A 12,800-nucleotide genomic window follows, 5' to 3' on the forward strand; every position below is an offset into this window, starting at 1 on the left:
CCCGGCCGGTCAGCGGGACGCCGACGTCCGGGCCTTGGTCCGGAGGCCGAGCGCGGCGTAGTCGTACATCCCGTAGACGGGGTGGACGTAGGCGTTCGCGAGCGCGGGCGGCCGGTACAGCACGGTCTTCTCGGTCAGGAGCGGAACGAAGGCGCCTGTCGCCATGACGGCACGGTCGGCCTCGGTCCACCGCTGCGCGCGGCGCGTCGCGTCGGGGGTCCGCGCTCCCAGGGCGAGGAACCGGTTCACCCGCGCGTCCCGCAGCTCCATCAGGTTCGGGTTGTTGACCTTCGCGACGGCACCGGTGAGGGGCCGCAGGAAGGCGTACCCGGTGGGCCGGTTCGCGGCCCAGGAGTCGATCAGTACGCCCAGGCCGTGCCGGTGCGCGTACGCGGGCGAACCGGCCGTGCTGCCCCACTGGAACGCCGACAGGGTGGTCACCCGCGCGTCGATGCCGATCTGCCCGAGCGCCTGGCGCAGGGCCTGGGCGGCGGCGACGTCGCCCGGCCGGTCCCCGCGCACGGCGAGGGCCGTGGTGAACCCGCTCGAGTGGCCGCACGCCGCGAGCTCCTGCCGTGCCCGCGCGACGTCGTGCGGGTACGGGTCGGCGGCCTGGTACCCGGTGACCGTGGGCGGCAGGACGCCGGTGGCCGGCACGCCCGCGGTGGGGCCGCCGTAGGCGCGCTGGACCGCCGTGCGGTCGACGGCGTACTGGACGGCGCGCCGGCAGTGGAGGTTGTCGAACGGCCGGACACGCGTGGACAGCGCGGCGTAGTGCACGAGCCCGGTTGTCGGGTCGTCGGCCCGGGCCTTCGCGGCGGGCGCGCCGAGGATCGTGGTCCGGGTGGCGGGCTGGACGCCGGCGCCGGCCAAATCGGCGTCCAGGGCCCCCGAGCCCAGCCTCGCGTCGAGGTCCGCGGCGGCGACCTTCTCGGTCACCTCGATGCGGTCGGGCAGCGCCGCGCGGTTCGGATCGTCGTGCCAGTGCGGGTTGCGCACCAGCGTGAAGCCCTTACCGACGTCGTGCCGGGCGAACTGGTACGGCCCGGTCGACATCGGGTGCTTCTCGTAGTCGGTCCGGGTGTCCTTCGCCCGCGGCACGGGGGCGGTCTGCGGGCCGGCCGCGAGCTGGTCGAAGTCGTAGTCGGGCCTCTTCAGGTGGAACACGACCGTGCGGTCGTCGGGCGTGGTCACGCCGGTGAAGTGGTCGAGGTCCCGGTCGAGGTAGGGGCCCCAGTACTTGCCGGCGAGGGCATCGCGCAGGTCGCGCGGCCCGTGGGTGAGCTGGGCGGTGTAGGAGCTGCGCGCGACCGCGTACTTGACGTCACGGGCATGGACCGGGGTGCCGTCCTCGTACGTGATCCCGGGGCGCAGCTTGTACGTCCAGGTCCGGCCACCGTCGCTGGGCCGGCCGAGCGACTCCGCCAGGTCGGGGACGAGCCGCAGCCCGGCCGATCCGGGCGCCGCGGCGTAGGTGAGGAGGGAGCGCGCGTACAGGCGGGCGAGGTCGGCCTCGTAGGCCAGGCCGACGTCGCCGGGGTCGAGGGAGACCGGGGCGTCCGTGACGGCCAGGCGCAGGGTGCCCCCGCGCACGGTGGACGGGTACACGACACGGGACGACGCCTGGTCGAACGACGTGTCGAGGCGCACCGTGGTCCGACCCCCGCCGCAGGCGGTGGTACCGAGCACGAGAAGGACGGCGCAGGCCGCGAATCTACCTCTCACCGGTAAATTATTGCAGTCAGTGCATCATTCCGGCAAAACACCGCATGAGATCTCCGCCACTCGGATCCGGCCGGCCCGCGGTCAGGCGTCACGGGCCTCCTCGACCGTCTCGGCCGCCTTGGTCACCTTGGCGCCGGCGCCCTCGGGGGCGTTCTCCGGGAAGTGGCAGGCGACGCGGTGACCCGGAAGCACCTCGACCAGCGGCGGCTCGATCTTGCCGCAGATCTCCTGGGCCTTCCAGCAGCGGGTGTGGAAGCGGCAGGCCGGCGGCGGGTTCAGCGGGCTGGGGACGTCGCCCTGCAGCCGGACGCGCTCGCGGCCCTTGCGCTTGGTCGGGTCGGGGATCGGAACCGCCGACATCAGCGCCACGGTGTAGGGGTGCATCGGGCTCTTGTACAGCGCCGTGCTGTCGGCCAGCTCGACCAGCTTGCCGAGGTACATCACGCCGACGCGGTCGGAGATGTGGCGCACCACCGACAGGTCGTGGGCGATGACGACGTAGGTGAGGTTGAACTCCTCCTGCAGGTCCTCGAGGAGGTTGACGACCTGGGCCTGGATCGACACGTCCAGCGCGGAGACCGGCTCGTCCGCGACGATCAGCTTGGGCCGCAGCGCGAGGGTGCGGGCGATGCCGATGCGCTGGCGCTGCCCGCCGGAGAACTCGTGCGGGTAGCGGTTGTAGTGCTCGGGGTTGAGCCCGACGACCTCGAGCAGGTCCTGCACGGCCCGCTTGACGCCGCTCTCGGTCGCGATGCCCTGCAGCCGGAACGGCGCCCCGATGATCGACCCGACGGTCTTGCGGGGGTTCAGCGAGGAGTACGGGTCCTGGAAGATCATCTGGAGGTCGCGCCGCAGCGGCCGCATGCTGCCCTGGGACACGTGGGTGATGTCCTGGCCCTGGAAGATGATCTGCCCGTCCGACGGCTCCAGCAGCCGAGTGATCATCCGGCCGGTGGTGGTCTTGCCGCAGCCGGACTCGCCGACGAGGCCGAGCGTCTCGCCCGCGCGCACCGCGAAGTCGACCCCGTCGACCGCCTTGACCGCGCCCACCTGGCGCTTGACGATCGCGCCGCGGGTGACCGGGAAGTGCTTGCGGAGCCCGCGGACCTCCAGCAGCGCGTCGCCGTCACCGGCCGGCCGCTGGTCCGCCACGACCTCGCTGTCGGGTGTAGTCACTGTTTCTCCAGTTCGATCCGGCTCTTCGGCCGGTGCCATTCGACGACGGTACGCGCCGGCGCGGCGTGCCCGTGCCCCACGATCTCCTCGATCACAGCTTCGGCTTGATCTCTTCGTTCCAGATGCGGCGCCGGTCCTCCCTGCCCAGGTGGCAGGCGACACGGTGGCCGGGCGCGACCTCGCGGAGTTCCGGCCGCTCGGTCTCGCTGCGGCCCTCGTTGAGCTCCGAGTACCCGCAGCGGGGGCTGAACGCGCAGCCGACCGGGACGTTGATGAGGCTGGGCGGGGAGCCCTTGATGGGCATGAGGCGCTCGGACCGGTCGCGGTCCAGGCGCGGCATCGAGCCGAGCAGGCCCCAGGTGTAGGGGTGCTCGGGCCGGTGGAAGATGTCCTCGGCCGAGCCGTACTCCACACACCGGCCGCCGTACATCACAAGGATGTCGTCGGACAGCTCCGCGACCACGCCCAGGTCGTGGGTGATCATGATGACGGCGGAGTTGAACTCCTCCTGCAGGTCACGGATCAGGTCGAGGATCTGCGCCTGCACCGTCACGTCGAGCGCCGTGGTGGGCTCGTCGGCGATGAGCAGTTCGGGGTCGCAGGACAGCGCCATGGCGATCATCGCGCGCTGCCGCATGCCGCCGGAGAACTGGTGCGGGTAGTCGTCGACCCGCCGGTCCGGCTGCGGGATGCCGACCCGGCCCAGCATGTCGATCGCGTGCTTGCGCGCGACCTCCTTGCTGACGTCGTTGTGCAGCCGGTACGCCTCGATGATCTGCGCGCCGACCGTGTACAGCGGGTGCATCGACGACAGCGGGTCCTGGAAGATCATCGCCATCTTCCGGCCGCGCAGGCGGCGCACCTGCTCCGGTGAGGAGCCGATGACCTCCTGGCCGTCCAGCCAGATCTCGCCGGAGACCCGTGCGTTGCGGCGGTTGTGCAGGCCGAGCAGGCCGAGGCTCGTCACGCTCTTGCCCGAGCCGGACTCCCCGACGATGCCGAGCGTGCGGCCGCGGTCGAGCTGGAACGACAGTCCGTCGACGGACTTGACCAGCCCGTCGTCGGTCGGGAAGTGGATGCGCAGGTCCCGGACGTCCAGGAAGGACTGCGACGCCGTGCCGGCGGCCGGGCCCGCGGTCTGGTCCTCGGTCACGACAGCCTCACCCTCGGGTCGACCACGGCGTACAGGATGTCCACGACGAGGTTGCACAGCACGATGAAGAACGCGCCCATCATCACCACGCCGAGCACGCGCGGAAGGTCGTTGTTGTTGATCGAGTCGATGGCGAACTTGCCCAGCCCCGGCAGGGAGAAGGTGCTCTCGGTGAGCACCGCGCCGCCCAGCAGGATGCCCAGGTCCAGACCGAAGATCGTGAGCACCGGGGTGAGCGTGGACCGCAGGGCGTGCCGGACGACGACGGTGCGTTCGGGCAGGCCCTTGGCGCGTGCCGTCCGGATGTAGTCCTCGCCCATCGTCTCCAGCATGCCCGCCCGGGTCAGCCGGGCGTACAGGGCCGCCTGGAGAAAGGCGAGGGTGACCCAGGGCAGGACCAGCGCCGACGCCCACTGGAGCGGGTTCTGGGTCAGGCCGACGTAGGTGCCGGCGTTGGGGAACCAGTTGAGGTTGTCGCGGAAGATGGCCAGCGACACCAGGCCGGTGAAGAAGATGGGCAGTGAGACGCCGGCCAGCGCGATGCCCATCGAGATGCGGTCGACGGCCGTGCCCCGCTTCAGCGCGGAGACGACGCCCGTCGCGACACCGAACAGCACCCAGATGATCGCCGCACCGGCCGCGAGCGAGAGGGTGACCGGGGCCCGGTCGAGCAGGTCGGGCCAGACCGGCGTCTGGTTGATGAAGGAGTAGCCGAAGCACGGTGGCCCGCAGTAGACCTTCGAGGGTCCGAAGTCGTAGTGGGCGCCGATGATGATGCCCTTGACGAAGTTCCAGTACTGGATCGCCACTGGCCTGTTCAGCCCGAGCCGCACCTCGACCTCGTGGATCGCCTGCGGTCCGGCGCTCTTGCCGACGTACCGCGATGCGAGGTCCGCGGTGGTGGCCCCGGTCAGCCTCGGGACGAGGAAGAAGATCGCGAAGGTCACCATGCTGACGATGACGAGCAGCGCGATCGCGGCGATCAGACGCCGGATGAGGAATGTGACCACAGTGCCCGGCCACGGTGGCCGGCGGGCGGGTCGCCCGCCGGCCACCGACGGCCTTCACCTGCCTTCTAGGGAGCGGAGGTTACTTCACGCCCATCTGGGCGTAGTCGTACAGGCCGTTGAGGCCCTGGTTCACGAAGACGTTCTTCACGCCCGGCGGGCGGTACAGCAGGCCCTTCACGTCGAGGAACGGCATGATGTACGCGTCGTCCATGACCTTGGCGTCGACCTGTGCCCACAGGTCGTTGCGGGCGGTCGCGTCGGCGGTCGTCGCGGCCTTGTCGACCAGCTTGTCGACCTCGGGGTCCTTGACGCCGAGGTTCGTGTTGCCGGCGTCGCGGATGACGCGGCTGTCGACGATCTGGGAGAGGTAGCCGAAGCCCTCCGGCCAGTCCGCGCCCCACGCCATCATGATCAGGCCGAGGCCGTTCTTCTTCACGTACTCCGGCTTACCGGCGTACAGCTTGAAGTAGTCGCCCTGCGGGAACTTCTTGATCTCCGCCTGGATGCCGACCTTGGCGAGGCTCTGCTGCAGGGCCAGCGCGCCGTTGACCTCCTTGGTCCGCTCGGTGCGGGCCGTGAGGACGGTCTTGAAGCCGTTGGGCTTGCCGCAGGCCGCCAGTTCCTGCTTGGCCTTGGCGATGTCGCCGTGGTTGCCCGCGCCGGACGGGTAGGGGTTGATGTCCTTGCTGCCGGGGATCAGCGGCATCAGCAGGTGCGTGGCGATGTCACCGCCGGACAGCGGGCCGCCGAAGGCGGTCTGCATGGCCTGCTTGTCGGCCGCGTACTCCACCGCGCGGCGGCAGTGGACGTTGTCGAAGGGCGCGACGTCGCCGGAGATGGCGGTGTACCAGAGGCGGGCCGTCGGCGCCGAGTCGGCGTTCTTCTTGAGCCGCGGCTGCGACTGGATCTTGGCCGCGGCGGCCGCCTGCACGCCGGTGCCGACGACGTCGCTGTCCAGCGACCCGTTGATGAGACGGTTGTCGAGGTCGTCGGCGTTGATGCCGAGCTGCACCTCGATCCGGTCGGGCAGCTGCTTGCGGTTCGGGTCGGTCGCGGGGTCCCAGTTGGTGTTGCGGACCAGCGTCATCGACTTGCCCGGCGTGTAGTTCTCGAACTTGTACGGGCCGGTGGCGACGACGTGCTGCTTGTAGTTGGCGCCCGTGTCCTTGGCCGGCGGCACCGGCATGGTCGAGGGCAGCATCGCGAAGTAGTCGAACGCGGCGAACGGCTTCTTCAGGTGGAAGATGATCGTCTGGTCGTCCGGCGTCTCGACGGCCTTGAGCCCCAGCTTGCCGGGGGTCTTGTCGGCGTAGGGCGAGGTGTAGCCCTGCAGGTCGAGGTAGTCGTTGAAGTAGGTCGGCCCGTTCGGGAAGACCTTCTTGTCCAGCGTCCGCTCGACGTCGTACTTGATGTCCTGCGCCCGGACCGGGGTGCCGTCCTCGTACTTGATGCCCGGCTTGAGCTTGTACGTCCAGGTCTTCAGGTCCGCGCTGTGCTGACCCGGGCCCTGCGCGAGGTCGGGGGTCAGGTCCGTGCCCTCCTTGCCCGGCACGGACTTGAACATCATCAGCGTACGGCCGTAGAGACGGGCGAAGTCCCACGAGTAGGCGTAGTACGTGTCGGCCGGGTCGACGTTGTCCCAGTCACCCGAGTTGGCCAGGCGCAGGGTGCCGCCGGTCTTGGTCGACGCGTTCACGGGCTTGGTCAGCGCGGCGTTGAACGTGCCGTCACCGCTGGTGCCGCCCGAACCGCCGCTCCCGCCGCCGCAGGCGGCCAGGGCGAGGGTCGCCGCGAGCCCTGTCGCGACGAGAGGGATTGATCTCCTCATTTGGCTACGTTCCTCCTTGTGGGGGTTTCTTGGAGAAGGCAGGTGATCAGCGGGCCCGCGGGTCGAGCGCGTCGCGGAGGCCGTCGCCGAACAGGTTGAACGCGAGCACCGTCACGAAGATCGCCAGACCGGGCACCACCATGAACCAGGGGTCGACCGAGTAGATCGGGACCGCCTGGGAGAGCATGCCGCCCCAGGTCGGGGTGGGCTCGCTGACCCCAACACCCAGGTACGACAGCGCCGCCTCGAACAGGATGTTCGTCGGGATCAGCAGGGTGGAGTAGACCAGGATGGGGGCGACGAGGTTCGGCAGGAGCTCGCGGAAGAGGATGTACGGAGCGCGCGCGCCCATCGCCCGCGCGGCGTCGACGAACTCCCGCTCCCGCAGTGTGAGCGTCTGACCGCGGATGATCCGGCCGATGTAGGCCCAGTTGAAGAAGCCGATGATGAAGATCAGCAAGGCGATGCGAAGGCCGTTGCCGGAGAGCCCGAACGCCTTGCCCTGGACGACGCCGCCCAGCGCGATCGCGAACAGCAGGATCGGGAAGGCCAGGAAGACGTCCATCGCCCGGGCGATCAGGGTGTCGACCCAGCCGCCGAAGTAGCCGGCAATCATGCCGAGGACGGTGCCGATCACCACGGACAGCAGCGTCGCCAGGAAGGCGATCAGCAGCGAGATCCGGGCGCCGTACACGATGCGGCTGAAGATGTCCCGGCCGTTGGTCGGCTCGATGCCGAGGGGGAACTTCCCGCTGATCCCCGAGTGCCACGGGCCGTGCAGCGGGCGCTGCAGGTTCGGGTCGATCAGGTCCTGGTGGAACTCGCTCGGCGGGTGCCCGAACCAGTCGCTCAGGAAGGGCGCGAAGATCGCCACCAGGATCAGCAGGAGCACCACGATGCCGCCGCCCATCGCGAGCTTGTCGCGCCGCAGGCGCATGAGCGCGATCTGACCGAGGGAGCGTCCCTCGATCTTCCGCGCGCCGCCGAGGACGGCGTCGGGCCTGGCCTCGAGCTCCGACCCGGTGACCTCGATCGGTGCGGTCACGACAGGTACCTCCCACATTCGGCCGCGTTGTTCATCCGCGGGCCACCGAGGAGTCCACCTGCGGATTCCTCTGGTTCCGGCCCGTCGGAGAGGGAACCGTATCCCCTCCGGGATGACTCTCACGCCCGTGAGCAGGCTGGCGCTAGTACCCGTGTCTCGATTGTGATCCGGTCGTCATCAAGGGCAGACGTGCGTCACGGCAACGCGATACCGCGAATGCGGAGCGTTATCCTCTGTCGGTATCTTCGCAGGTCATCAACTGATACCACGGTTTTTCAGGATCTGTTCGATCTCCGCCAGGTCCGGGTCGACGGCCGGTCCGGCGGTCGGCCGGCGGCTCTGCAGCTCGCCCTTGGCCGCCGCGCCCTTGGGCGCGCTCTTCGGCGCGTTCTTCCGGCCGGACCCGCCGTCCGCGGCCGGAGCCTTCCGCAGCATGACGCCGGAGGCGACGTACAGCAGGGCGCCCAGACCGAACAGGGCGACACCGGCCCACTTGACCGGGCTGAAGACCAGGTCCGACAGGAACTTGGTGAGGCCGGTCAGGTAGGCGCCCATCGGCACCATGGACCAGGCGGCGCCCCGCATGCCGGACGCGGCGCCGCGCCTGCGGTAGGCCGCCCAGCTGCCCAGCAGACCCAGCACGGTCGCCGCCAGGCTGATCGTGAACAGAAGGACATCGCTCATCGCACACCTCACCAGCGACCCGGCCGGTCCGCCGGCCCGCCCGGCGCGGACGGACGCCGCCGGACCGGCCGGTTCGTTCCGGCCTTTTTCATGACGTCTCCATCCTGACACGTCATGACGCGTTCGGCGCTCCTCCTCCGGGACCGTTCCGGGTACTCCCCGGGCATGACGTCAGGGGACGGTCAGGGTCGGACCAGGGCGCGCAGGCGGTCAGGGCCGGGCCGGAAGGCTCAGGCGGTCAGGGGTGGATCAGGGCGCGCAGGCGGTCCAGGTCGATCTCGCGCAGGGAGGCGACGACCGTGCGGCGCGGGGCCTCTTCGATCGGCACCACGCTGGGCACGGCGACGACGTGACAGCCCGCGGCGGCGCCGCTGGTCGCGCCGTTGAGCGAGTCCTCAAGGGCGACGCAGCGACGTGGGTCGACGTCGAGCAGGCGGGTCGCCGCCAGGTACGGCTCCGGGTGCGGCTTCGTGCGGCTCACCTCGTCCCCGGCCACGGTCACGGTGAAACTGTCGCGCCCGATCCCGTCGAGGGCGTGCTCCATCAGCGCCCGGTGGGTGGAGGAGACCAGGGCGGACGGCAGGCCCGCGCCGCGGACCTCGTCGAGCAGGTCGCGGGCGCCCGGCATCATCGGGACGTCGGCCCGCAACCGCCGGCCCATCGCGTCGAGCAGCCTGCCGCCGACCTCTTCGGGGGCGGCGGGCGCGCCGGTCAGGTCGAGCATGTAGGCGACCGTGCGGTCGAGCGAGCCGCCGACCAGGAACTCCTGGTGCTCCGGCCCCCACGAGCCGCCGAGCCAGGCCATCACCTCGGCCTCGGCCTCCAGCCAGAGCCGCTCGGAGTCGAGCAGCAGCCCGTCCATGTCGAACAGGACCGCCTGCAGCACGCGCACCATCTCCTCACATCCCGCGCGGAAACGGGGCACCGAACAACCGCCGACAGCAGGAGCACCTGGGAAGAGTTGGTCATTTTACCGGAGTTGCGGGCCAGGCCTTGTGCCATAATCCGGTCGGTCCGATGATCATGGTCTAACTGCCGGGCACGGCCGTCACGGCCGGGAGAGGAGACCCATGACGCGTCTCATCGATCGTTTGCTGGCTCGCGTGGCTCCGAAGGCCACCGCGTCCGCCGGCTGCAGCAGGTCCTACTACTGTTCCGGCGGCTTGTACTACCTCCGTTTGTGCTGCCTCGACGAGGGGTGCCACTCGTCCGTCGTCGGTGCCTGCGGATCTCCGTGAGGTCCCTCGCGGGCGGGGACGCGACGTCCCCGCCCGCGACGGGTGTGCTGTGAGGAGCGCGCGTGGAACTCATGCGGATCGGCACCGCCTGCCTGATCGGGCTGGTCTTCGCCGTGTCGGCCGTCTCCAAGCTCCGCGACTTCGACGGCTTCGCCAGGTCCGTGCCCTCGCTGGTGCCGGCGTGGCCCGGCCGCGCCCGGCTCCTGGCGGTCGTCACGACCGCGCTCGAGGCGCTGGTGCCGCCATTGCTGGTCGCGCCGCCCACCACGTCGTACGGCTTCGGTCTGGCCGCCGTGCTGCTGGCCGCCTTCACCGCGGCCATCGCGGCCGCGATACGGCGTGGACGCCGTGCGACCTGTCGCTGCTTCGGCCCCTCCACCGCTCCGCTCGGACCCCGCCATCTCGTCCGTAACGGATTGCTGTTCTCCTGCGCCGTGCTCGGCGGCCTGTCCCCCGGCGGCCTGCCGCCCGCGGCCGGGATCGCGGTCGCCGCGGCGGCCGGGCTGGTCGGAGCGGTGCTGATCGTCTTTCTCGACGACATCGTCGATCTGTTCGTGAGGAATCCCTGATGCCCTACCTTGCCGCCGCCGTCGTCCTCGTCGGCCTGCTGTGCGTGCTGAACCTTCTCCTCACGCTCGGCCTGATCCGCCGGCTCCGGGAGCAGGGCGCGGCGCAGCCGCGGCACGCCGGGCCGCCGATGGCGCTGAAACCCGGCTCGGAGGTCGGTGACTTCGCCACCACGACCGTCGACGGCGAGCCGCTCTCCCGCGCGGACCTCATCGGGCTGGTCGGCTTCTTCTCCGCGGGCTGCGAGCCGTGCCACGACCTGGCTCCGCGCTTCGCGGCGCTCTCGACGGGACTCCCCCGGCTCGCGGTGGTCACCGGTGAGGACCCCGAACTGGTCGCGGTCCTGTCGCCGGCGGCCCGCGTCGTCGTCGAGGACTACGACGGCGTCGTGAGCGGCGCCTTCCAGAACACCTGGACGCCGGCGCTGTACCTCATCGACGGGGGACAGCGGGTGGTGGCCGCGGGTGGACGCCTGGAGGACCTGCCCATCGAAATCCCGGTATGAGGACGTCGAACGCGGGCCGGGGACCGGGCGGGCCACCCCGATGAGACGGCACGCCCGCCTACGGGAAATGGCCGTCGCCGCGGCCGAGGCGACCGCGCTCACCTGGCGGTCGGCGCCCGGCGGCGTCTCCGGATACCTCCTGGTCACCCTGGCCGAGTCCGCCGCGCCGATCGCGGCCGCGTGGCTGACGAAGACGGTGGTCGACCGGCTGACGACGTCCCAGGGCCCGGTCGCGGGTCCCGCCGCCGCGCTGGTGGCGGCCGGGCTGGCCGCCGCGGCCCTCCCCGGGATCGGCCGCTACCTGCGGGCCCAGACCGGGCGGGTCGCCGGGGTCCGGGCGACCGACCGGCTGTTCGCCGCGACCGAACGCCAGGTCGGGCTGCGGCGATTCGAGGATCCGGTCTTCCTGGACCGGCTGCGCCTGGCGCAGGAGGCGAGCGGCAGCACCGGATACCTCGTCGACTCCGTCTGCGGGGTCGCGCGGGGCGCGCTGTCCCTCATCGGCTTCGTCGGGTCGCTGCTGGTCATCAGCCCGTCGATGACCGCGCTGGTCCTGCTGTCCGCCGTGCCTGCGCTGATCGCCGAACTCCTGCTGTCGCGGAGCCGGGCGGGCATGCAGTGGGCGACCGAGCAGACCCATCGCCGGGAGTTCTTCTACAGCCGCCTGCTGACCGACGTGCAGGCCGCCACCGAGATCCGGCTGTTCGGCATCGGCGCCTTCCTGCGCGCCCGGATGATGGCCGAACGCGAGCGCGGCAACACGGCAGAACGGCGGATGGACCTGCGTGAGCTGGCCGTCCAGGGCGGCCTCACCGCGCTGAGCGCGGCGGTGGCCGGCGGCGGCCTGTGGTGGGCGATCATGGCGGCGCGGCACGGCGCGCTCGGCGTCGGGGACGTCACCATGTTCCTCGCCGCGGTCGCCGGCGTGCAGACCGCTCTCGACCTGCTGACGGCCTCCATCTCCACCGCCCACGGCCGCCTGCTGGCGTTCACCCACTACGTCGCGGTGACCCGGGCGGAACCGGACCTGCCGAGCGCCGCCTCGGGGGACGCCGCGGAGCTGCGGCGGGGGATCGAGTTCCGCGACGTGTGGTTCCGCTACAGCGACGACCACCCTTGGGTGCTGCGCGGCGTCGACCTGACGATCCCGCACGGCCGGGCGGCCGCCGTCGTCGGCCTAAACGGCGCGGGCAAGAGCACGCTGGTCAAGCTGCTGTGCCGGATGTACGACCCGACTCGGGGACGGATCCTGTGGGACGGCGTGGACCTGCGCGACCTCCCGCCCGCCGCGCTGCGCGAGCGCGTCAGCGCCGTCTTCCAGGACCACATGAACTACGACATGACCGCGCGGGAGAACATCGCGGTCGGCGATATCGGCGCGCTCGACCGGCCGGACGCGGTCCGGCGGGCGGCCGAGCGCGCGGGCGTCCACGACAGGATCGCCGAGCTGCCCCGCGGCTATGACACCCTGCTGACCCGGATGTTCTTCTCCGAGGCCGACAAGGACGACCCCGACACCGGGGTCGTGCTCTCCGGCGGCCAGTGGCAGCGTCTGGCGCTGGCCCGGGCCTTCGTCCGCGACGGCCGGGACCTGATGATCCTCGACGAGCCCAGCTCCGGACTGGACCCGGAGGCCGAGCACGAGGTCCACGCCCAGATGCGCCGCCACCGGGCCGGCCGCACCAGCCTGCTGATCTCACATCGGCTCAGCGCCGTACGGGAGGCCGACCTCATCGCGGTTCTCGACGGCGGGCGCGTCGCCGAACTCGGCACCCACGAGACGCTGATGGCGGCGGACGGCGACTACGCCCGGTTGTTCCGGCTGCAGGCGGCCGGATACCAGGAGGCGGCCGGGTGAGCCCGCGGCAG

Annotated in this window: 11 protein-coding genes; 3 read left to right on the forward strand and 8 right to left on the reverse strand. The window is 71.0% G+C overall.

The annotated features are described in order from the left end of the window. Window positions 1–9: 9 nt before the first annotated feature. From ABD978_RS01260 to ABD978_RS01295, 8 genes are all read right to left on the reverse strand, one after another. The gene (locus tag ABD978_RS01260) at window positions 10–1,725 is read right to left on the reverse strand and encodes an ABC transporter substrate-binding protein (protein WP_345346774.1); all 1,716 of its coding nucleotides are present in this window, start codon (window positions 1,723–1,725) and stop codon (window positions 10–12) included. An 81-nt stretch (window positions 1,726–1,806) separates the two neighbouring features. Then, on the reverse strand, window positions 1,807–2,940 hold the full coding sequence (locus ABD978_RS01265; RefSeq protein ID WP_425550656.1) for an ABC transporter ATP-binding protein: 1,134 nt from the start codon (window positions 2,938–2,940) through the stop codon (window positions 1,807–1,809). Window positions 2,941–2,992: 52 nt separating this feature from the next. Next, entirely contained in the window at window positions 2,993–4,054 is a 1,062-nt protein-coding gene (locus ABD978_RS01270) for an ABC transporter ATP-binding protein (RefSeq protein WP_345346780.1), read from the reverse strand. Further along, window positions 4,051–5,064 carry an ABC transporter permease gene (locus ABD978_RS01275; RefSeq protein ID WP_345346783.1) on the reverse strand — a complete coding sequence of 338 codons (1,014 nt, stop codon included), beginning with the start codon at window positions 5,062–5,064 and terminating at the stop codon, window positions 4,051–4,053. The genes ABD978_RS01270 and ABD978_RS01275 overlap by 4 nt, the downstream gene beginning before the upstream one ends. A 79-nt stretch (window positions 5,065–5,143) precedes the next feature. Further along, the gene (locus tag ABD978_RS01280) at window positions 5,144–6,892 is read right to left on the reverse strand and encodes an ABC transporter substrate-binding protein (RefSeq protein ID WP_345346786.1); all 1,749 of its coding nucleotides are present in this window, start codon (window positions 6,890–6,892) and stop codon (window positions 5,144–5,146) included. 46 nt (window positions 6,893–6,938) lie between these two features. Beyond that, a complete protein-coding gene (locus ABD978_RS01285) occupies window positions 6,939–7,937 on the reverse strand; it encodes an ABC transporter permease (protein WP_345346789.1) in 999 nt (332 codons plus the stop codon). Window positions 7,938–8,192: 255 nt separating this feature from the next. Beyond that, a complete protein-coding gene (locus ABD978_RS01290; protein WP_345346792.1) occupies window positions 8,193–8,621 on the reverse strand; it encodes a hypothetical protein in 429 nt (142 codons plus the stop codon). A gap of 238 nt (window positions 8,622–8,859) precedes the next feature. Further along, window positions 8,860–9,516: an HAD family hydrolase gene (locus ABD978_RS01295; RefSeq protein ID WP_345346795.1), complete on the reverse strand. Its 657-nt coding sequence runs from the start codon at window positions 9,514–9,516 to the stop codon at window positions 8,860–8,862. A gap of 414 nt (window positions 9,517–9,930) precedes the next feature. On the opposite strand from ABD978_RS01295, the gene ABD978_RS01300 reads away from it, so the two are divergent. From ABD978_RS01300 to ABD978_RS01310, 3 genes are all read left to right on the forward strand, one after another. After that, entirely contained in the window at window positions 9,931–10,428 is a 498-nt protein-coding gene (locus ABD978_RS01300; RefSeq protein WP_345347434.1) for a MauE/DoxX family redox-associated membrane protein, read from the forward strand. After that, window positions 10,428–10,931, forward strand: a complete 504-nt coding sequence (locus tag ABD978_RS01305; protein WP_345346798.1) for a TlpA disulfide reductase family protein — start codon at window positions 10,428–10,430, stop codon at window positions 10,929–10,931. Before ABD978_RS01300 ends, ABD978_RS01305 begins: the two co-directional genes overlap by 1 nt. Window positions 10,932–10,998: 67 nt before the next feature. Beyond that, on the forward strand, window positions 10,999–12,789 hold the full coding sequence (locus tag ABD978_RS01310) for an ABC transporter ATP-binding protein (RefSeq protein WP_345346801.1): 1,791 nt from the start codon (window positions 10,999–11,001) through the stop codon (window positions 12,787–12,789). The last annotated feature ends 11 nt before the right edge of the window (window positions 12,790–12,800 follow it).

The organism is Actinoallomurus liliacearum (assembly GCF_039542035.1).
GTDB classification, from domain to species: domain Bacteria; phylum Actinomycetota; class Actinomycetes; order Streptosporangiales; family Streptosporangiaceae; genus Actinoallomurus; species Actinoallomurus liliacearum.

Bases quoted from the DNA above. Each gene is read 5' to 3' on its own strand.
- ABD978_RS01295 (WP_345346795.1), bottom strand. From the start codon at position 9,516: ATGGTGCGCGTGCTGCAGGCGGTCCTGTTCGACATGGACGGGCTGCTG.
- ABD978_RS01310 (WP_345346801.1), top strand. From the start codon at position 10,999: ATGGCCGTCGCCGCGGCCGAGGCGACCGCGCTCACCTGGCGGTCGGCG.
- ABD978_RS01305 (WP_345346798.1), top strand. From the start codon at position 10,428: ATGCCCTACCTTGCCGCCGCCGTCGTCCTCGTCGGCCTGCTGTGCGTG.
- ABD978_RS01300 (WP_345347434.1), top strand. From the start codon at position 9,931: ATGCGGATCGGCACCGCCTGCCTGATCGGGCTGGTCTTCGCCGTGTCG.
- ABD978_RS01290 (WP_345346792.1), bottom strand. From the start codon at position 8,621: ATGAGCGATGTCCTTCTGTTCACGATCAGCCTGGCGGCGACCGTGCTG.
- ABD978_RS01280 (WP_345346786.1), bottom strand. From the start codon at position 6,892: ATGAGGAGATCAATCCCTCTCGTCGCGACAGGGCTCGCGGCGACCCTC.
- ABD978_RS01265 (WP_425550656.1), bottom strand. From the start codon at position 2,940: ATGGCACCGGCCGAAGAGCCGGATCGAACTGGAGAAACAGTGACTACA.